Source organism: Tersicoccus sp. Bi-70 (assembly GCF_001968825.1).
Classification (GTDB): Bacteria; Actinomycetota; Actinomycetes; order Actinomycetales; family Micrococcaceae; genus Tersicoccus.
Genome location: NZ_MIEU01000011.1, coordinates 487,867 through 506,405, shown reverse-complemented (window position 1 = coordinate 506,405; position 18,539 = coordinate 487,867). Strand labels below are relative to the sequence as shown.

Below are 18,539 nucleotides of genomic sequence, written 5' to 3'. Positions count from 1 at the left end.
CCTCGTCGAGCCGGTCGGCGATCACCCAGCCGACATCCAGACGCCGCGACTACACTCTCGGCATGCGTTACCTGCCGTTCGCCCTGCTGGCGATCGCGATGATCTACACGCTCGTCGACTGTGTGCGGTCCGACGGCAACCACGTGCGAGCCATGCCGAAGGGGATCTGGTTCCTCGTCATCCTGGTGCTGCCGGTCATCGGCATCGTCCTCTGGTTCCTCTTCGGCCGGCCGCAGGCCGTGCCCGCGTCGGCCGCTCCGATCGCCCGGCCGCTGGCGCCCGACGACGACCCCCGCTTCCTCTCCGACCTCGCCGAGCGTCGTCGCCGGGAGCGCGCGGCCCAGCAGGCCGCCGATCGTGCGGCGGAGCGGGCCGCGGCGCAGCGTGCGGCGGAGACGCCGAAGCCCGAGGGTGAGCGTCCGGCCGCGGATCCGCACCGCGATCAGCGTCCCGACCGCAACGGCCACAACCCCGCGCAGGGGTCCGCCGGCACCGGACCGGACGAGGTCACCGGCTCCTGACCAGCGGGCTCCACTGCCGCCGCGACCACTCCCATCTGGTCCCGAACAGTGCGGCCCTCGATCGGGACAGAGCACCCCGTCCCGGAATGCACCGCCGCTCGGTGGGATCAGATGCGAACCGTGAGCGATCCGGGAGAAGCGGCACCGACCACACCCACCGACGACGAAGCCCCCGCCCGAACCCGGGCGGGGGCTTCCGTCATGTCCGGGCGGACCCTGCTCGGCAGGATCCGATCAGCGGCTCACAGTCCCGAGTAGGAGTGCAGGCCCGCGAAGACCGTGTTGACGATGGTGAAGTTCACGATCACGCACAGGTAGCCGACGATCGAGAGCCAGGCCGCCCGCGTCCCGGTCCAGCCGCGGGTCGCCCGCGCGTGCAGGTAGCCGGCGTAGACGGTCCAGATGACGAAGGTCCAGACCTCCTTGGGGTCCCAGCCCCAGTACCGGCCCCACGCGTGCTCGGCCCAGATCGCACCGGCCATCAGGGTGAAGGTCCAGAACACGAAGCCGACGGCGTTGATCCGGTAGGCGCCGTTCTCCAGCGTCAGCGCGGTGGGCACGCGGCCGAGGAACGACATCCGCGGCGTGCGGCCCTCCGCGATCGCGGCCTCGCGACGCGCCTGGAGCAGCTGTAGGACGCTCATGCAGAAGGAGAGCGTGAACAGCGCCGAGGAGAACACCGCCACGGAGACGTGGATGACGAGCCAGTAGCTCTGCAGCGCCGGGATCAGGTGCGCCACGGGCGTGCGGAACGCGATGGTGGCCGCACACAGCATGATGAGCACGAGACCGACGACGAAGGTGCCGAGGAAGCGCAGGTCGCGGCGGATCAGGAAGAGAAGGAACACCCCGGCGACGATGAGGGCGCCGGTCGTGCAGAACTCGTACATGTTGCCCCACGGCACCCGGGCCGCGGCCACGCCACGGGTGATCACCGCGGCGGCGTGGATGACGAACGCGAGGGTCGTCATGGCGACCCCGATCCGGGCCGCCCGGCGACGAGCACCGGTGTAGCGCAGGTCCTCGCGCGGCACGGTGTCGGCCTGCACGTGACCGTCCGGACCCGTGCCTGCGGGGTGCACCGGCCGCTCGCCGCCGCCGCCCGCCATCGCCGGGGTGCGTTCACGGGTGCGCTCGGTCGCGGCCGCCGCGGCGCGCGCGTCGATGGCGCGCAGAGTCTTCGAGCTCGACGCCATGTCCCACGCGAAGGCGACGAACGCCACGAGGTAGACGAACGCGGCCGAGAGCATGAACAGCTCGCTGTACTGGCCGAGGGTCTCGTTGATTCCCATCACAGTCCTGTCGTTCGACGATCGTCGCCGGTGTTGCCCCCGGCGTCATTCTTCCCGCTCCGCGCGCGATCGGCCACCAGGTCGTCGTCGAGCGCCTGGCCCAGGGCCTGGCGTGCTCGTTCCAGCCGGTGGTCCTCGCCGCGCGCGAGCAGCCCGTACTCGACCATCACGCGGCCGTCCTCGGCCCGGCCCGCGCGCACCCACGCGCGACGGCGGGGCACGAACAGGGAGCCGATCAGGCCGAGCAGCGCGGCGGTGGAGAACACCAGCGCACCGATCTGGCCCGGGTCGTGCCGCACGTCGATGGCGATGTAGCGCTTGACGCCCTCGAAGGTGATGGAGCCGAGCCCGCCGGGCAGCTTCTGCGTGGCCCGCGACCCGTCGAGGACGATGCCGCCCGCGGGGAGGTTGCGGGCGTTGACCGGGGTGAGCTTGGAGGTGTCCAGGGCGAAGACCGAGGTCGGCACCCCGTTGTTCAGCCCGAGGTCACCCTTGAAGGAGTTGAGGTTGAGCTGGGGCAGCAGCGGATCCGGGTCCCCGGAGAAGGCCACCTTGTCCGCGCCGGCCACCGCCGTCGGCAGGAAGAAGCCGACGAAGGAGAGCTGCTGGGGCTTCGCGTCGGGCACCTTGAGGACGAAGGCCGAGGTGTACATGGCGTCGGTCGGGGTGCTGACCACCGGGCCGCTCCACGCCACCTTGCCCTCGCCGTCGCGCACGGTGACGACCGGCGCGTACCCGTTGCCGACCAGGTAGACGCTGCTGCCGCCGAGCTCCACCGGGGAGTTGACCTTGAGGTCGTGCTTCACCGGGGACGACGACGGCGTCTCGCGGGTCGTCAGGTGGGCGTTGAAGTCGATCGGCTGCCCGTAGTGGGAGGTGGACTCGCGGTCGAACGTGACGTCGAACTTGTCCAGCTGCAGCGAGAACGGGTCGAGGTGGTCGTCCGCGAAGTTGGTACCCGGGTTGAAGGAGTCGTAGCCGACGAGGGTGTTGACGAAGCTGTCGCCCTCGACGAGGGTCCGCTGCCCGCGGTAGCCGAACAGGCCGCCGACGGCGACGGAGACGAGCACCCCGATCAGCGCGGTGTGGAAGATCAGGTTGCCGGTCTCGCGCAGGTAGCCGCGTTCGGCCGCCGCGGAGGGACGGTCCCCGTCGAGGTCCTGCAGCCGCACCCGGTAGCCGCGGCGCTTGAGCACCGCCGCGGCCCGGCGCGCGACGTCCGCGGCGCCGGTCCCCGCCTCGGCCGGCACGACGAGCGTGCCGTACTGCGGCATCCGGGACAGCCGGCGCGGCGTCCTCGGCGGCGGCTGGCGCAGCGCCTTGAGGTGCGCGATGCTGCGCGGCACCACGCAGCCGATCAGCGAGACGAACAGCAGGAGGTAGATCGCGGAGAACCAGACGGACGCGTACACGTCGAAGAACTGGAAGCGGTCGAGCCACGGCCCGGTGACCGGATTGTTCTGCAGGTACGCGGTGACGGTGGCGGGGTTCGACGGCCGCTGCGGGAAGATCGACCCGGGCACGGCGGCGACGGCCAGCAGCAGCAGGAGCATCAGCGCCACGCGCATGCTGGTCAGCTGGCGCCAGGCCCAGCGCAGGGAGCCGAGGAAGCCGAGCCGCGGCAGCGCGGGACCGCCGTCGCGCGCGGACCCGCCACGGGACCCGCGGGATGCGGCGGTGGCCCCGGGAGCGGACGCGGACGCGTCGCCGGTGGTCGGATCGGTCTTCTGCGGTGTCAAATCGGCAACCTCACGGAATCGGAGAACCAGGCCTGCAGGGCGGCCACCCAGGTGTTCCACACCCCGGTGACCATGAGCAGGCCGACGACGATGAGCAGGCCCCCGCCGATCCGCTGGATGGCCAGCCGGTGCCGCCGCAGGACGGCGAGCGCGCTCGCGCTGCGGCGCAGGGCCAGGGCGATCAGCAGGAAGGGCACGCCCAGGCCGAGGCAGTAGAACAGGGTCAGCCACGCGCCGCGGACGGCGCCGGCGCCGTCGGAGAAGGAGAGGGCCTGGACGGCGGCGAACGTCGGGCCGATGCAGGGCGCCCAGCCGAGCGCGAAGGTCAGACCGAGCACCGGGGCTCCCCACAGGCCGGCCGGCGGGCGGGCGTGGATGCGCCGCTCCCCCTGCAGCCGGGCGAAGCCGCCCATGAACACGACGCCCATCACGACGACGACGAGGCCGAGCAGCTGCGAGACCCAGGGGGCGCCCTTCAGCCATGCGCCGGCCTGGCCGAACACCGCGCCGATCAGCACGAACACCACGGAGAACCCGAGCACGAACAGCCCGACGCCGGCGAGGACGCGGCCGCGGCGGTGGTCCTGCAGGTCCGCGCCGGTCAGGCCGGTCACGTAGCCGAGGTAGCCGGGGACCAGGGGCAGCACGCACGGCGAGGCGAAGGAGACGAGCCCGGCGAGCATCGCGACGGGCACGGCGACGAGCATGGACCCGCCCCAGGCGGCCTCGGCGAAGGAGTTGGCCGCGGCGGGAACGCTCAGCGGACCGGCAGCGGGCGGGATCACGACTGCTGCGCGGTCTGGATCAGGGATTTCAAGGTGCCCTTGTCGGCCGTGCCGAGGATGCGGGCGCTGACCCGGCCCTGCTTGTCCAGCACCAGGGTGGTGGGTACCGACTGCGGCGGCACGTACTGCGTCATGGCCAGCAGGACGGTGCCGTTGCGGTCCTCGAAGGAGGGGTACGTGGTGCCGAAGGTGCGCTCGAAGGCGGCGGCCGTCGGCTCCTCGTCCCGGACGTTGACGCCGTAGAACTGCGCGCCGGAGGTCTTGAACTGGGAGTAGAGGGACTGCAGGTCCTTCGCCTCGACGCGGCACGGTGCGCATCCGGCGTACCAGAAGTTCAGCACCGTGACCTTGCCCTTGAAGCTGGCCGCGTCGACGGTCTTCCCGCCGAACAGGGTCGAGGAGAAGGCGACGGGCTTGCCGCGGTTGTCCGCCGCGTACTCGCGCACGGACCCGTCACCGGCGATGTAGTTCTTCTCGTCCCCGGCGCGGGCCTGCTGCGCCAGGCTGTCACTGGCGGCGCAGCCGGCGAGGACAGGGGCCGTCAGCAGCAGCAGTGACGCGGCAGCGGCCACGCGGGCGCGGGCGGACGGACGGCGGGAGTGGTGCGAGAACATCACCGCGGATTATGCCCCGGGAAGCTGGTCAGCACCTGAGAGCAGGGCACCCGCGGGCTCGCGGTAGCTCACCCCGGTCAGGTCGCCGCCGGTGAAGTGGAAGCTCGTCACGGAGGCCAGGCCGCACTCGCGCTTGCGCGGATCGTGCCAGAGCGGACGCCGCTCGGCGCTGAGCCGGGTGACCCAGATCGGCAGCTGGTGGCTGACCATCACGGCCTCGGCGTCGGGGCCGCCGGCCGACTCGGCCTCGGCACGGACGTCGTGCACGGCCGCGACCACGCGGGCCACCTGCGCCCGGTAGGCCTCGCCCCAGCTGGGCCGGAGCGGGTTGATCAGGTAGGGCCAGTGCTTCGGCCTGCGCAGCTCGTCGCGGGTCATGCGCAGACCCTCGAAGTGGTTCTCCGCCTCGATGACGCGCGGCTCGGTGCCCACGGGCAGCCCGAGGGCGGCGCCGAGCGGAGCGGCGGTCTGCTGGGCGCGCAGCAGGGGGGACGCTTTGACCACGACGACGTCGGCACCGTCCGCGGCCCGCCGGGCGAAGTCCTCGGCCACGGTGTCGGCCATCCGCCGGCCGAGGTCGGAGAGCCCGTATCCGTCGAGGCGGCCGTAGAGCACGTGGGCGGGGTTGTACACCTCGCCGTGGCGAAGCAGGTGAACCGTGGGCATGGGTCCCAGTCTCGCAGACCGGAGGCGGGGAATAGATTCCGCGGGGCCCCGGTTGACACTACACAGTTGAGACTTCAACTGATATTTGGACGAAGACAGTATCGAACGCGGCAGTTCCACTGCCGGGAAGGACGACCATCATGACGACCTCCATCGAGCAGATCCAGGGACTCCAGCAGGGCGTGTGGACCGCGGACGCCTCCCACAGCCACGTGGCGTGGTCGGTGCGGCACGCCGGCATCAGCAAGGTGCGCGGCACGTTCGACTCCTTCACCTCGACCCTGAACGTCGGCGAGACGCTGGAGCAGACCTCCGTCGTCACCGACATCGACGTCGCGAGCATCAACTCCAAGGACGAGAACCGTGACGGCCACGTCCGCGGTGCCGACTTCTTCGACGCCGAGAACCACCCCACGATCTCGTTCCGGTCGACCTCCGTCTCCGGCACCCCCGACGACCTGACCATCACCGGTGAGCTGACCATCCGCGGCACCACCCAGGAGGTCACCCTGACCGGCGAGCTCAGCGGCGTCGTCACCGACCCGTTCGGCATCACCCGCACCGGCGTCAACGCCTCCACCTCGATCAGCCGCAAGGCGTTCGGCATCACCTGGAACGCGGCGCTCGAGGCCGGCGGCGTGCTGGTCGGCGACAAGGTCACCATCGACCTCGACGTCGAGTACGTGGCTCCGCAGGCCTGATCCGGACCGCCGATCCGGCGGATCCGTCTCACGGTAGGGTTGCAGTACGTCCGCAGTGACGTGCTGCAACCCTGCTGTGTCTCCGGGCCGGGACGACCTCGCGACCGATGCCCGCCGCACACGGCGACGACGGCCGAGACCAGGAGCTGGATCGATGAGCAACGGCAACCCGGAGAACCCTCGACCGGCCGACGACGACGGCCAGGACCGCGCACGGTACCCGGAGTACGGTCAGCCGTCCTCGAGCGGCCAGGGCTATCCCGCCTACGGGCAGCAGCAGCCCTCGTCCGACCAGGACCAGCAGGGCTACGGACAGCCCTCGTACGGCCAGCAGCCGACGTACGGCCAGTCCTCCCACGATCAGCCCGACCAGGGCTACGGCCAGCCCTCCTACGGGCAGCAACCGACGTACGGCCAGGGCCGGCAGCCCGCGTACGGCCAGGACGGGCAGCAGGGCTACGGGCAGCAGCAGTACCCCGCCTACGGGCACCAGCAGCCCTACGGTCAGCAGAACTCGTACCAGCAGACTCCGTACCAGCAGGACCCGAATTCCTGGGGCGCCGGGTCGCCGTCGCGCCCGGCGACGATGCCGCGCGAGGTGAACATCGGCTCCTGGCTGATCGCCGCCGGTGGCCTGCTCGCCATGATCTACACCGCGATGCAGGCGGCCTTCATCGGCTCACCGCAGGGTCAGGACTACATCGAGCGGGCGCTGCAGCAGACCGGGCAGAACACGCAGGGCTTCAGCTCCGCCGAACTGGCCAGCGCCGCCCAGTCGGTCCTGCTCGTGGGCGGCGTCATCGCCCTCGCCCTCTACGTGCTCGTCGTCGTGTTCGTCCGGCGCGGCAGGAACTGGGCCCGGATCCTCGGCACCGTGCTGGCGGCGTGCTCGCTGCTCTTCTTCGGCATCAACCTCGGCGGCCTGGCCATGGTCGTCGGTATCGTCGGCGTCGTGATGCTCTGGCTGCGCCCCGCGCGGCCGTGGTTCCGCAAGGCGTCGGCCGCCGCGCCCTGGGCGCGCTGAGCCGGCCTTCGCGTCAGGCGCCGGCGAGCAACCGGCGCAGCCGCTGCGGGTCGATCCGCCAGAAGTCGCGCTGCACCCCGTCGATCATCAGCACCGGGATCTCCTCGCCGAATCGTGCGGTCAGCTCCGCGTCACCGTCGATGGACCGCTCCGCCCAGGTGAGGCCGAGCGAGGCGGTCACCTCCTGCACCACCTGCCGGGCGTCCTCGCACAGGTGACAGCCCGGGCGGGTCAGCAGCTCCACCCGCGGCGCGGGGGCGGGCGTCGATCCGGCGGATGCGGCCATCGGGTTCCTCCAGGCGAGTGCGGGGCCGAACCGGTGAGCGGCCCGGAGAACAGTCGAGCGCCGGCCCACGCGATGGGAGCCGGCGCTCGTTGACCGAGGTGTCGCCTACTTCTTGTTGCGACGCTGGTGACGAGTCTTGCGCAGCAGCTTGCGGTGCTTCTTCTTGGCCATCCGCTTCCGGCGCTTCTTGATGACTGAACCCACGTGTCCTCCACTCATTCGATGTCTGTTGACGGTCCGGCGACCGCTTCGGGCGCACAGCGACACCCGTGGCCGTGCCGGCGGTTCCCCTCAAGGGTACCCGCATCACCGGTTCCGGCCGTCACCGCCCGGATGCCCGGGGGTCACCGTCCGTTCGCCGGGGACGGCGGCAGGGCGGTCAGGCGGTGTCGACGTCCGGCATCCCCGCGGAGCGCAGGTAGTCGGTGACCGCGGACTCCGGAACCCGGTAGGAGCGGCCGAACTGGACCGCGGGCAGGTCACCGGCGTGGATGAGACGGTAGACCGTCATCTTCGACACGCGCATCATCTCGGCGACTTCCGCCACGGTCAGGAACTTCACGTTGGCGAAGTTCTGCTCTGGAGCCATTCCCCTGTCCCTCTCTGCCCGACGAACACTCCCACGCACGGGTGTGTTCGACACGCCGGGGACGGTGCTCACGTCACTCTAGTGGCTGGCGTGGCAGAAGTGAAAGCGCGCACCTTAACGCCCGTCGGCGCGCGGGTAGCGCCGACACGCACGGACGCCGGCACCGGATCCGGGAGGCGTGGGCCGGCTCGACGCCGCACGGCGGTCGGTGGCGGGTTCAGTACCGGCCGTTGCGCCGACGCAGCCGAGGGATGTTCGCGATCATCTCGGCGGCGCGGCCGGCGGCCCGGCCGACGGTGCGTCCGATCGGGGACGTGCCGTCCTCGTCCGGGGCCGCCTCGTCGTCCGCTCCGGTCGGCCGACGCTCGGCCTGCTCCGCCGTAGCTCCCGCGGCGACCCGCGCGGCGGCACCGGTCTCGGCGGCGCGCCGGGCACCCTCCCCCGCCGGTTCCCCGCCGGGGGTGGCCGCCGCGACCGCGGCCACGGGCAGGAAGTCGCCGAGCCACCGGGAGGCCTCCTGGAGCGGCTCGAGCCGGATCGAGTACAGCCGGCGCTGACCGGAGGCGCGCATCCGCACCAGGCCGCCCTCGCGCAGAGTGCGCAGGTGCTTGGACACGGTCGGCTGGCTCACGGCGAGCTCGATCACCAGGTCCCCGACCGACTTCTCCTGCCCGCGCAGCGCCGTCAGGAGGCGGCGCCGCGTGGCGTCGGCGAGCACCCCGTACACCTCACCGGCGCGCCCGTCCGGACGCTCGGCGGTGCTCGCCTCGGCGATCGTGGGCGGCAGCGGGCGGCCCGGCGTCTCCGGCCTGTCGGCCGGCACGTCCGTGTTCCCGTCGATCGCCAGGGCCTTCTCACCCGCGGGTTCCGCCATCAGTCGTGCCACCTCGATCGCACCATGTCAGTCGAACCATGTCAGTCGAACCACGGATCCAGTCCGTGCAGCGGGAAGAGTTCCTTGCGCGTGGCCATGACGGCACGGTCGACGTCGTCGTTCGGGTCGTAGCCGACCTCCCACGAGCGCCACCACAGGTCCACGTCGTCCGTCATCCACAGCGGCGCCTCCTTGCCGTAGCGCTCGAGCACGTAGTCCTGCCAGCCGCGCGGGGTCGGCGCCTGCACGGGCACCGGATCCCCGGTGACGATGCCGACGAGGTGGGCCCACACCCGCGGCACGACGGCGGTGGTGCTGTAACCGCCCCCGCCGGTGGCCAGCCAGCGGCCCTCGCACAGGTCGGTCGCCAGATCCCGGACGTCGAGCGCCACCTGCCGCTGGGCGTCGACGCTGGTGCGCAGGTCCGTCAGCGGGTCCTGGAAGTGGCTGTCGCAGCCGTGCTGGCTGACGATCACCTCGGGCGCGAACGCACGGGCGAGCTGCGGGACGACGGCGTGGAAGGCACGCAGCCAGGCCCCGTCGCCCGTCGTCGGCGGGAGGGCGACGTTGACGGCCGACCCCTGCGCCTCGGCTCCGCCGATGTCGTTGGCGAAGCCGGTGCCGGGGAAGAGGGCGAGCCCCGTCTCGTGCAGGGAGATGGTCATCACCCGCGGCTCGTCCCAGAAGATGCTCTCGGTGCCGTCGCCGTGGTGGGCGTCGACGTCGATGTAGAGCACGCGGGAGACGCCCCGGTCCAGCAGGCGGGCCACCGCGGCCGCGGCGTCGTTGTAGATGCAGAAGCCGCTGGCCCGGTGCCGGGCCGCGTGGTGCATGCCGCCGGCGAAGTTGACCGCCCGGGTGGCGGTGCCGTCGACGATGGCGTCGGCGGCCTGCAGGGAGCCGCCGACGATCCGGGCGCTGGCCTCGTGCATGCCCGCGAAGGCCGGGTCGTCGGTGGTGCCGAGCCCACGGGTCTCGTCCGGGACGCTGGGGTCGTCGCTGACCCGCCGGACGGCGTCGATGTACGCGGGATCGTGCACGGTGGCCAGCTCGGCGTCGGTCGCGACGTGCGGCTCGATGCGCTGCACGCCGGGCCGCTCGAACAGGCCCAGCTCGGTGGCCAGGCGTGCCGTCAGGTCCAGCCGGCTGGGGTGCATCGGGTGCTGCTCACCGAAGTTGTAGGCGGTCAGCGACTCGCCCCACACGACAGCGGAGGTGTCGCTGCTCCTCGGTCGGTCCCTCACCGTCCCTACCCTACGGGGCGAGCCGACCGGTCGTGCCTCCCGCGTCGCGCGCGCGAGCGTGGACAATGGAGGCGATGGCCACCACCCGCACCCCCTGGACGAGGGACGACGACCGCAGCCCGTTCTGGCTGCTGTCCGTCGCGCGTGACTTCGTCGACCGGCTCGCCGGCAGTTCGCCCGCGAGGCTGGCGCTGATCACCTTCGCCTGCATCGTGCTCGTCTTCACGGGGCTGCTCTCGCTGCCGCTGGCGACCACCAGCGGTCAGTCGACGCCGCTGCACGACTCCCTCTTCACTGCGGTCTCCGCCGTGTGCGTCACCGGACTGACCGTCGTCTCGACCGCGACCCACTGGTCGGCCTTCGGCCAGGTGGTGATCCTGCTGGCGATCCAGATCGGCGGCCTGGGTGTGCTCACCCTCGCCTCGATCCTGGCGATGGCGGTCAGTCGCCGGCTCGGGGTGCGCGGCAAGCTGATCGCCCTCGAGGAGATGAACATCGGCCGGCTCGGCGAGGTCGGTGCGCTGCTGCGGATCGTCGTGACGACGTCGGTCACCATCGAGCTCGCGATCGCGCTGATCCTCGCGCCGCGGTTCATGATGCTCGGCGAGTCGGTGGGCCAGGCCCTGTGGCACGCCGTATTCTACGCGATCTCCGCGTTCAACAACGCCGGCTTCACCCCGCACAGCGACGGCATCGTCCCCTACGGCGAGGACCTGTGGATCCTGCTGCCGCTGATGGCCGGCGTCTTCATCGGCTCGCTGGGCTTCCCCGTGATCATGGTGCTGCTCTTCACCCGCGCCCGGTTCCACGCGTGGACCCTGCACGCGAAGCTGACCGTCGAGGTGTCGGTGATCCTGCTCGTGGTCGGCTCGATCGCCTGGGGCGCGTTCGAGTGGTCCAACCCCGGCACGATCGGCTCGATGAGCACGCCGGACAAGATCCTGCACGCCGTCTTCGCGTCCGTGATGACCCGGTCGGGCGGCTTCAACCTCGTCGACATGAACCACCTGGACCAGACGTCGATCCTCGTCACGGACGCGCTCATGTTCGCCGGCGGCGGCTCGGCCTCGACCGCGGGCGGCATCAAGGTGACGACCATCGCCGTCGTCGTCCTCGCCATCGTCGCGGAGGCCCGTGGCGACGCCGACGTGCGCAGTCACGGCCGGACGATCCCGCCCTCGGTGATGCGGGTGGCCATGGCGGTGATCGCCATCAGTGCGACCATGGTGATGGTCGCGACCGCCGTGCTGCTGCAGATCAGCGGGCAGTCCCTGGACCGGGTGCTGTTCGAGGTCATCTCCGCGTTCGCGACCTGCGGGTTGAGCAACGGCCTGTCCGCGGAACTGCCCCCGGTGGGCAAGGACGTGCTCTCCGTGCTGATGTTCCTCGGCCGGATGGGACCGATCACCGTCTCGACAGCCCTCGCCCTGCGCCAGCGCCGTACCCTGTACCACTTCCCCGAAGAGAGGCCGATCCTTGGCTGACCGCCCCGCACACAACCAGCCGGTGCTCGTCATCGGCCTCGGCCGGTTCGGTTCCGCGACGGCCGACCAGCTCGTCAAGCAGGGCCGGGAGGTGCTCGCGATCGAGCGCGACCCCGTACTCGTGCAGAAGTGGTCGGGCACCCTCACCCACGTCGTGGACGCCGACGCCACGGACATCGACGCGCTGCGCCAGCTCGGGGCACAGGAGTTCAACTCCGCGGTCGTCGGGGTGGGCACGTCCATCGAGTCGTCCGTGCTGATCACGGTCAACCTCGTGGACCTCGGCGTCGAGCACCTGTGGGTCAAGGCCATCACCCCGGCGCACGGCAAGATCCTCTCCCGCATCGGCGCGAACCACGTGATCTACCCCGAGGCCGACGCCGGCCGCCGGGCGGCGCACCTGGTGTCGGGCCGGCTGCTGGACTACATCGAGTTCGACGACGACTTCGCGATCGTCAAGATGCGCCCGCCGCGGGAGACCCAGGGCTTCACCATCCGCGAGGCGTCCGTGCGGAAGAAGTACGGCGTGACGATCGTGGGCGTGAAGTCGCCCGGCGAGGACTTCACCTACGCGACCGGGGACACCAAGGTCTCGGGCCGGGACCTGTTGATCGTCTCGGGCCACGTGGACCTCATCGAGCGGTTCGCCGCCCGTCCGTAGGCGCGCCAGCACGCCCGGGCGAAGGCGCGCCAGCGCCGCACGCCCGGGCAGCAAGCACCGCCCGGACGGGCAGAAGGCACAGCCCGGCCGTAGGCCTCAGCTGCCGGAGAGTTCCTCAGTGATCTCGGCGGCGCGGGCGGCCGCGTTGGCGGTGCCGTGCGCGACGATGTCCCGCAGGCCCTCCCGGTCGAAGGTCGCGATGGCCTGTTCGGTGGTGCCCTTCGGGCTGGTGACCTTCCGGCGCAGGGTGGCGGCGTCGTCGTCGGAGGTCCGCATCAGCTCGCCCGCTCCGGACACCGTCTCCTCGGCCAGCCGGGCCGCCAGGTCCCGGTCCAGTCCGAGGGCCACGCCCGCCTCCGTCATCGCCTCGGCCAGGTAGAACACGTACGCCGGCCCCGAGCCGCTGATCGCCGAGACGGCGTCCTGCTGCTCCTCCGGGACGGTGACGACCAGGCCCGAGCCGGCCAGCACGCCCTCCACCAGCGCGGTCTGCGCGTCCGTGACGGACGTGCCCGGCGAGACGGCGAGCACGCCGCGCTGGACGCGGGAGGGCGTGTTGGGCATGACGCGCACGACGGGCTGCCCGGCGGGCAGTGCCGCCTCGATCATCGCGTTGGTGACCGCGGCGGCCACACTGACGACGACGGTGTCCGGCGCCAGCGCCGGCGCGATCTCCCGGGCCATCGCCTCGATGCCGACGGGCTTGACGCCGAGGACGACGACGTCGGCGCCCTCGACCGCGCTGGTGTTCGCGGCGTCGTCCTCGCCCGTCGCGTGCACCGTGATGCCGAAGCGGGACCGCAGCTCCTCGGCACGCGCGGGGCGGCGGACGGTCGCGACCACGGTGCCGGGATCCTTCCCGGAGGCCAGGACGCCGGCGAGGATCGACTCGTTCATCGACCCGGTGCCGACGAACGCGAGACGTGCGTCGGTCGCGGTGGGGACAGGGCTGGTCGTCGCATCGGTCATGGTGCCGATTGTGCCAGCCGTACCGTCGCCCTCGCACACCGTGCGGAGCCGTCGAGGAATCCAGGAGTGACGCGTTGCCAGCCACTTCTCAGCCGGTGCACGGGCCCGTCACACGTTCGCTTCCTACGCTGGTCCTACCTCATGAAGGTGCGAGTGATGATGATGATGGACCGGGTTGCCCGACCTGGTCCGAGGGCCGGTGGCCCGGCCGCTTCGGCGGACCGGACCACCGGCCCTTCTCGTGTCCCACGCGTCGGCCGAGCGCACGGCGACCACGCCGGTCATCCTTCGAGGGTCCCATCGGTGTGGGACGTGCATCCGACCGACGTCCAGAGAATGCCCAGACGGCGTCGAGTGCCCGCCCATCCGGCATCCCTAGAGTGAGGACTACCTCCTCAAGGTGCGAGTGATGACGGATCGGGCTGCCCCGCCCGGTCCAGGTGCCGGCGAGCGAAGGACAGCGTGTCTCCCAGCAGCTGTTCCCGCTCGCCGGCACCTTTCGCTTTTCGGGTCGAGACCTCGGCGATCACCGTGCCGTCCCAGTCGGTCTCCACGAGGTGGCGCAGCACCGCGGCGGGGTCCTGGTTGCCCTCTCCCGGCAGCAGGTGCTCGTCCCGGTTCTGGGCGCCCGAGCCGTCCGTCAGGTGCACGTGCCGCAGCCGTGAGCCCAGTTCCTGCACCGAGCGCAGGCTGTGCGAGCCGGCGCAGGCCGCATGGGAGAAGTCCCAGGTGACGTGCTCGTACTCGAGCGGGACCGGATCCCAGTGCGGCAGGTAAGCACGCCTGTCCCGGCCGCGCACACGCCACGGGTACATGTTCTCCACCGCGATGGTCACACCGTAGTCCGCCATGATCCGCCGGATGCCGGTGGCGAAGTGCTCCGCGTACCCGGTCTGCCAGCGGAACGGCGGGTGCACGACGACGGTCGGCGCCCCCACCTCCGCGGCCATCGCACAGCTGAGCTCGACCTTCGTCCACGCCGCACCCCAGACCTGCTGGGTGAGCAGCAGCGTCGGGGCGTGCACGGAGAGGATCGGGAGCTGGTAGTGCTCCCGCAGGTCCCGCAGCCGGGACGGGTCACGGCTCGTCGCGTTGTTGGTGACCATCACCTCGACGCCGTCGTACCCGAGGTCGTGCGCGATGGCGAAGGTGTCGACGACGGTGAGCGGGTAGACGGACGAGGACGACAGCCCGACGGGGATGTCCCGGGGCGCGCTCACGCGGTCGGTCCCGGGGCGGCCGAGGCGGCCGGGCGGCGGAGCTCCTGCGGCAGCCGGCGCTGGGTCTCGTCGCGCCACTCGGACGGAGCGGCCCCGGTGATCACCAGCTGGTCGAGACGGCGCAGGATGAGGCCCTCCCGCAGCGCCCACGGGCAGATCTGCAGCTGCTCGACGTCGAACGCGAGCATCGCGGCCTCGGCGACGAGCGCGCCGGCGAGCACCTGCCGGGCCCGCAGGTCCGAGACGCCGGGCAGGTTCACGCGGTCCGCCGACGCCATCGCGGACATCCGCTGCGCCCACAGGGAGAGGTCGTGCCGGTCGAGGGTCCGCCTGACGTACGGACCGGCTCCGCTCGGCGCGGCGCCCGCGATGCGGGCCAGCGAGCGGAAGGTCTTGGAGGTGCCCGCGACGAGGGTCGGCCGCCCCAGGTCGGCGAAGGACTTCACCACGGGCTTGAGGGTGGCCTTGATGTGCGACCGGAGCGCCTTGACGCTCGCCGCGGTCGGCGGATCCTCCGGCAGCCAGTCCCGGGTCAGCCGGCCCGCGCCCAGGGGCACCGAGACGTTCCGGGTGGGCAGCTCGTCGTCGCCCATCGCCATCTCGAAGGAGCCGCCGCCGATGTCGAGGTTGAGGATCGTGCCCGCACCCCAGCCGAACCACCGCCGGGTGGCGAAGAACGTGACCGCGGCCTCCCGGTCGCCGGGCAGCTCCATCAAGGTCACCGCGGTCTGCTCGGCGACGGCGTCGAGCACCTCCTGCCCGTTCGTCGCCTCCCGGATCGCCGAGGTCGCGAACGCGAGCAGGTCCTCCGCGCCGTGATCCCGCGCGACGTCGTGCGCCTCGCGGATGAACCCGATCAGCTCGCGCTGCCCCTCGGCACTGATGCGGCCCTGCTCGTCGAGGTACCTCACGAGCGCGAGCGGCCGCTTGTGCGACGCGTACGCGGCCGGCTGAGCGCCCGCGTAGGCGTCGACCAGCAGCAGATGGACGGTGTTGGAGCCGATGTCCAGGACACCCAGACGCATGCCACTCCTGTCGTTGGCCCGCGGCCGGCCGCGGGGGTGGGGTCAGACCTTGCTGCGGGTGCTGCGCGCGCGCCCGGTCGAGGCCTTGCCGCCCCCGCCACGGTTCGCCGGCCGCTTGGCCGGGCCCTTGGCGCGCTTCTCGGCCAGCAGTTCCACCGCTCGCTCGTGGGTCAGTTCCTCGATGGTGTCGCTGCGCGGCACGGTGATGTTCGTGGCGCCGTCCGTGATGTAGGGCCCGAACCGGCCCTCCTTCACGGTGATCGGCTTCTCCGAGACGGGGTCCGTGCCCAGTTCCTTCAGCGGCGGCTTCGCCGCGGCGCGGCCCCGCTGCTTCGGCTCGGCGTAGATCTTCAGCGCCTCGTCGAGCGTGACGGTGAAGATCTGCTCCTCGCTGGCCAGCGACCGGCTGTCCGTGCCCTTCTTCAGGTAGGGCCCGAAGCGGCCGTTCTGGGCGGTGATCTCGACGCCCTCGGGGTCGGTGCCGACCACGCGCGGCAGGCTGAGCAGCTTCAGGGCGTCCTCGAGGGTGACCGTCTGCAGGCTCATCGAGGAGAGCAGTGACGCCGTGCGCGGCTTCGCCTTGACCGGCTTCTTCGGCGGCTTCGGCTTGCCGTTCTTGTAGTACTCGACCGGCTGGTCCTCGATCGAGGGCTCCGGCACGATCTCGGTGACGAAGGCGCCGTAGCGGCCGTTCTTGGCCACGATGGGGTGCCCGGACTCCGGGTCGATCCCGAGCTCGTTCTCCTCGGGGCCGGCGGTGGCCATCAGCTCCTCCGCCTTCTCGGGGGTCAGCTCGTCCGGCGCGAGGTCCTCGGGGACGTTGGCCCGCTCGGGTTCGGTGCCCTCCGGGGCGTCCGCGGCCGCGGCCCGCTCCAGGTAGGGCCCGAACTTGCCGACGCGCAGCACGATGTCATCGGTCACGGGCAGCGAGTTGATGGCCCGCGCGTCGATGTCGCCGAGGTTCTCGACGATGGTGTTCAGGCCCGAGTCGTCCCCGTCGCCGTAGTAGAAGTCTCGCAGCCAGTCGGCGCGCGCCTGCTCGCCACGGGCGATCCGGTCGAGGTCCTCCTCCATCTGCGCGGTGAAGTCGTAGTCGACGTAGTCGTGGAAGTGCTGCTCGAGCAGGCGCACGACGGAGAACGCGACCCAGCTGGGCACCAGGGCCGAGCCCCGGTTGCGCACGTAGCCGCGGTCCATGATCGTCGAGATGGTCGCCGCGTACGTGGACGGGCGGCCGATGCCGGCCTCCTCCAGCGCCTTGACCAGCGATGCCTCGGTGTACCGCGGGGGCGGGGAGGTCTCGTGCCCGTGGGCGGCCAGGTCGTCGGCGGTCAGGGCGTCGCCCTCGTGCACGTCCGGCAACCGCGCGTCCCCGGACTGGCTCCCGGCGCCGTTGTCGCTGCGCGCCTCGTCCGTCCCCTCCTCGTATGCGGCCAGGAAGCCGCGGAAGGTGATGACGGTGCCGGACGCGGAGAACTCGGCGTTCCGGCCGTCGGCGGCGACCGCCCCGACCCGGATGGTCGCCGTGGAGCCCTTGGCGTCGGCCATCTGGGAGGCGACAGTGCGCTTCCAGATCAGTTCGTAGAGCCGGAACTCGTCGCTGCTGAGCTGGCCGGAGACCTGCGCGGGGGTGCGGAACGCGTCACCGGCGGGACGGATGGCCTCGTGGGCCTCCTGCGCGTTCTTGTCGCCGCCCTTGTACACGCGGCGGGAGTCCGGCACGTACTCGGGGCCGTACAGCTCGGCGGCCTGCCGGCGGGCGGCGTTGATCGCCTCGTCGGACAGCGCCGGCGAGTCGGTACGCATGTAGGTGATGTAGCCGTTCTCGTACAGTCGCTGGGCCACCTGCATCGTGCTGCGCGAGGAGAACCGCAGCTTGCGGGCCGCCTCCTGCTGCAGCGTCGAGGTGGTGAACGGTGCCGTGGGACGGCGCGTGTACGGCTTGGTCTCGACGGCGCGGACGGCGAAGTCGGCGCTGCCCAGCGCCTCGACCAGGCCACGGGCCTGCGTCTCGTCCAGCGCCACGGCCTGCCGGTTCTTCAGCTGCCCGGCGTCGTCGAAGTCACGGCCGGTGGCCACGCGGGCCCCGTCGAGGGTGGCCAGGCGGGCGGTGAAGGCGGGGGCCGACGCATCGGTGCGGTTCTCCTCCGGCACGGCGAACTCGCCGGTCAGATCCCAGTAGCCGGCGGCGACGAACGCCATCCGCTCGCGTTCCCGCTCGACGACGAGTCGGGTGGCGACGGACTGGACGCGGCCGGCGGAGAGGCCGCGGGCGACCTTGCGCCACAGCACCGGGGAGATCTCGTAGCCGTAGAGCCGGTCGAGGACGCGGCGGGTCTCCTGCGCGTCGACCAGGGCGATGTCGACGTCGCGCATGTTGCCCAGGGCGCGCTGGATGGCCTCGCGAGTGATCTCGGGGAAGGTGAGCCGGTGGACGGGCACCTTGGGCTTGAGCACCTCGAGCAGGTGCCACGCGATGGCCTCGCCCTCGCGGTCACCGTCGGTGGCGAGATAGAGCTCGTCGGCGTCCTTGAGCGCGGCCTTGAGCTCGCTGACCTTCTTCTTCTTGTCCGGCGTGATGACGTAGTAGGGCTCGAAGTCCTTGTCCAGGTCGACGGCGAACTTGCCCACGGAGGACTTCTTCAGCGCGTCGGGCAACTCGGACGGCTGCGGCAGGTCACGGATGTGGCCCATCGATGCCTCGACCTCGAATCCGGGACCGAGGTAGGACGCGATGGTCTTCCCCTTGGCCGGCGACTCGACGATCACGAGCTTCTTGCCGGTCTGCTGACGGGCCTTTGCGGGCACTGCGGATTCCTGACTTTCCTTCGGTTCCGAACCGGTC

19 protein-coding genes are annotated in these 18,539 nt (G+C 71.5%); 5 read left to right on the top strand and 14 right to left on the bottom strand.

Annotated elements, in window-relative coordinates; all coding sequences use genetic code 11:
• The first annotated feature begins 62 nt into the window (after positions 1–62).
• A complete protein-coding gene (locus BGP79_RS08930; protein ID WP_076694629.1) occupies positions 63–521 on the top strand; it encodes a PLD nuclease N-terminal domain-containing protein in 459 nt (152 codons plus the stop codon).
• Positions 522–763: 242 nt separating this feature from the next.
• Here the strand turns inward: BGP79_RS08930 and ccsB are convergent, their stop codons facing one another.
• The 5 genes from ccsB to BGP79_RS08905 all read right to left on the bottom strand — a co-directional run bounded on the left by ccsB (position 764) and on the right by BGP79_RS08905 (position 5,617).
• Positions 764–1,813, bottom strand: coding sequence for a c-type cytochrome biogenesis protein CcsB (gene ccsB / locus BGP79_RS08925; protein ID WP_076694627.1), 1,050 nt, complete (start codon positions 1,811–1,813; stop codon positions 764–766).
• A complete protein-coding gene (locus BGP79_RS08920; RefSeq protein ID WP_076694828.1) occupies positions 1,813–3,438 on the bottom strand; it encodes a cytochrome c biogenesis protein ResB in 1,626 nt (541 codons plus the stop codon). Before BGP79_RS08920 ends, ccsB begins: the two co-directional genes overlap by 1 nt.
• Positions 3,439–3,548: 110 nt before the next feature.
• Positions 3,549–4,259 carry a cytochrome c biogenesis CcdA family protein gene (locus tag BGP79_RS08915; RefSeq protein ID WP_076694826.1) on the bottom strand — a complete coding sequence of 237 codons (711 nt, stop codon included), beginning with the start codon at positions 4,257–4,259 and terminating at the stop codon, positions 3,549–3,551.
• A gap of 74 nt (positions 4,260–4,333) precedes the next feature.
• Entirely contained in the window at positions 4,334–4,951 is a 618-nt protein-coding gene (locus BGP79_RS08910; protein ID WP_076694626.1) for a TlpA disulfide reductase family protein, read from the bottom strand.
• Positions 4,952–4,960: 9 nt separating this feature from the next.
• Positions 4,961–5,617, bottom strand: coding sequence for a histidine phosphatase family protein (locus BGP79_RS08905; RefSeq protein WP_076694624.1), 657 nt, complete (start codon positions 5,615–5,617; stop codon positions 4,961–4,963).
• 140 nt (positions 5,618–5,757) lie between these two features.
• Between BGP79_RS08905 and BGP79_RS08900 the strand changes: the two genes are divergently transcribed.
• Both BGP79_RS08900 and BGP79_RS16750 read left to right on the top strand, forming a co-directional pair.
• Positions 5,758–6,318, top strand: coding sequence for a YceI family protein (locus BGP79_RS08900; protein ID WP_076694623.1), 561 nt, complete (start codon positions 5,758–5,760; stop codon positions 6,316–6,318).
• A gap of 154 nt (positions 6,319–6,472) precedes the next feature.
• On the top strand, positions 6,473–7,342 hold the full coding sequence (locus BGP79_RS16750; protein WP_076694621.1) for a hypothetical protein: 870 nt from the start codon (positions 6,473–6,475) through the stop codon (positions 7,340–7,342).
• 13 nt (positions 7,343–7,355) lie between these two features.
• Here BGP79_RS16750 and BGP79_RS08890 read toward each other — a convergent pair whose 3' ends face one another.
• The 5 genes from BGP79_RS08890 to BGP79_RS08870 all read right to left on the bottom strand — a co-directional run bounded on the left by BGP79_RS08890 (position 7,356) and on the right by BGP79_RS08870 (position 10,248).
• The gene (locus BGP79_RS08890) at positions 7,356–7,628 is read right to left on the bottom strand and encodes a glutaredoxin family protein (protein WP_076694620.1); all 273 of its coding nucleotides are present in this window, start codon (positions 7,626–7,628) and stop codon (positions 7,356–7,358) included.
• A 105-nt stretch (positions 7,629–7,733) separates the two neighbouring features.
• Complete coding sequence (locus tag BGP79_RS08885; protein ID WP_003792170.1) at positions 7,734–7,832, bottom strand: 30S ribosomal protein bS22; 99 nt, start codon at positions 7,830–7,832, stop codon at positions 7,734–7,736.
• 175 nt (positions 7,833–8,007) lie between these two features.
• Positions 8,008–8,217, bottom strand: a complete 210-nt coding sequence (locus tag BGP79_RS08880) for a helix-turn-helix domain-containing protein (RefSeq protein WP_076694618.1) — start codon at positions 8,215–8,217, stop codon at positions 8,008–8,010.
• 217 nt (positions 8,218–8,434) lie between these two features.
• Positions 8,435–9,091 (bottom strand): helix-turn-helix transcriptional regulator, encoded by a 657-nt coding sequence (locus tag BGP79_RS08875; RefSeq protein ID WP_083701715.1) that lies wholly within the window; start codon positions 9,089–9,091, stop codon positions 8,435–8,437.
• A gap of 41 nt (positions 9,092–9,132) precedes the next feature.
• Positions 9,133–10,248 (bottom strand): acetoin utilization protein AcuC, encoded by a 1,116-nt coding sequence (locus BGP79_RS08870; protein WP_083701750.1) that lies wholly within the window; start codon positions 10,246–10,248, stop codon positions 9,133–9,135.
• Between the two features lie 161 nt (positions 10,249–10,409).
• Here BGP79_RS08870 and BGP79_RS08865 point away from each other — a divergent pair, with 161 nt between their 5' ends.
• On the top strand, positions 10,410–11,819 hold the full coding sequence (locus BGP79_RS08865) for a TrkH family potassium uptake protein (RefSeq protein WP_083701749.1): 1,410 nt from the start codon (positions 10,410–10,412) through the stop codon (positions 11,817–11,819).
• Positions 11,820–11,841: 22 nt separating this feature from the next.
• Positions 11,842–12,480, top strand: a complete 639-nt coding sequence (locus BGP79_RS08860) for a TrkA family potassium uptake protein (RefSeq protein WP_076694612.1) — start codon at positions 11,842–11,844, stop codon at positions 12,478–12,480.
• Between the two features lie 96 nt (positions 12,481–12,576).
• On the opposite strand, the gene proC is transcribed toward BGP79_RS08860, so the two are convergent.
• The 4 genes from proC to topA all read right to left on the bottom strand — a co-directional run bounded on the left by proC (position 12,577) and on the right by topA (position 18,502).
• On the bottom strand, positions 12,577–13,449 hold the full coding sequence (gene proC / locus BGP79_RS08855; RefSeq protein WP_076694611.1) for a pyrroline-5-carboxylate reductase: 873 nt from the start codon (positions 13,447–13,449) through the stop codon (positions 12,577–12,579).
• A 395-nt stretch (positions 13,450–13,844) separates the two neighbouring features.
• On the bottom strand, positions 13,845–14,669 hold the full coding sequence (locus BGP79_RS08850; RefSeq protein ID WP_076694609.1) for a sugar phosphate isomerase/epimerase: 825 nt from the start codon (positions 14,667–14,669) through the stop codon (positions 13,845–13,847).
• Entirely contained in the window at positions 14,666–15,694 is a 1,029-nt protein-coding gene (locus tag BGP79_RS08845; protein ID WP_076694607.1) for a Ppx/GppA phosphatase family protein, read from the bottom strand. Before BGP79_RS08845 ends, BGP79_RS08850 begins: the two co-directional genes overlap by 4 nt.
• A gap of 42 nt (positions 15,695–15,736) precedes the next feature.
• A complete protein-coding gene (gene topA, locus BGP79_RS08840; RefSeq protein WP_076694605.1) occupies positions 15,737–18,502 on the bottom strand; it encodes a type I DNA topoisomerase in 2,766 nt (921 codons plus the stop codon).
• Between the last annotated feature and the right edge of the window lie 37 nt (positions 18,503–18,539).

Bases quoted from the DNA above. Each gene is read 5' to 3' on its own strand.
- ccsB (WP_076694627.1), bottom strand. From the start codon at position 1,813: ATGGGAATCAACGAGACCCTCGGCCAGTACAGCGAGCTGTTCATGCTC.
- BGP79_RS08915 (WP_076694826.1), bottom strand. From the start codon at position 4,259: ATGCTCGTCGCCGTGCCCGTCGCGATGCTCGCCGGGCTCGTCTCCTTC.
- BGP79_RS08880 (WP_076694618.1), bottom strand. From the start codon at position 8,217: ATGGCTCCAGAGCAGAACTTCGCCAACGTGAAGTTCCTGACCGTGGCG.
- proC (WP_076694611.1), bottom strand. From the start codon at position 13,449: ATGACCGATGCGACGACCAGCCCTGTCCCCACCGCGACCGACGCACGT.
- BGP79_RS08870 (WP_083701750.1), bottom strand. From the start codon at position 10,248: ATGCACCCCAGCCGGCTGGACCTGACGGCACGCCTGGCCACCGAGCTG.
- BGP79_RS08910 (WP_076694626.1), bottom strand. From the start codon at position 4,951: ATGTTCTCGCACCACTCCCGCCGTCCGTCCGCCCGCGCCCGCGTGGCC.
- BGP79_RS08845 (WP_076694607.1), bottom strand. From the start codon at position 15,694: ATGCGTCTGGGTGTCCTGGACATCGGCTCCAACACCGTCCATCTGCTG.
- BGP79_RS08890 (WP_076694620.1), bottom strand. From the start codon at position 7,628: ATGGCCGCATCCGCCGGATCGACGCCCGCCCCCGCGCCGCGGGTGGAG.
- BGP79_RS08865 (WP_083701749.1), top strand. From the start codon at position 10,410: ATGGCCACCACCCGCACCCCCTGGACGAGGGACGACGACCGCAGCCCG.
- BGP79_RS08875 (WP_083701715.1), bottom strand. From the start codon at position 9,091: ATGGCGGAACCCGCGGGTGAGAAGGCCCTGGCGATCGACGGGAACACG.
- BGP79_RS08900 (WP_076694623.1), top strand. From the start codon at position 5,758: ATGACGACCTCCATCGAGCAGATCCAGGGACTCCAGCAGGGCGTGTGG.
- BGP79_RS08905 (WP_076694624.1), bottom strand. From the start codon at position 5,617: ATGCCCACGGTTCACCTGCTTCGCCACGGCGAGGTGTACAACCCCGCC.
- BGP79_RS16750 (WP_076694621.1), top strand. From the start codon at position 6,473: ATGAGCAACGGCAACCCGGAGAACCCTCGACCGGCCGACGACGACGGC.
- BGP79_RS08930 (WP_076694629.1), top strand. From the start codon at position 63: ATGCGTTACCTGCCGTTCGCCCTGCTGGCGATCGCGATGATCTACACG.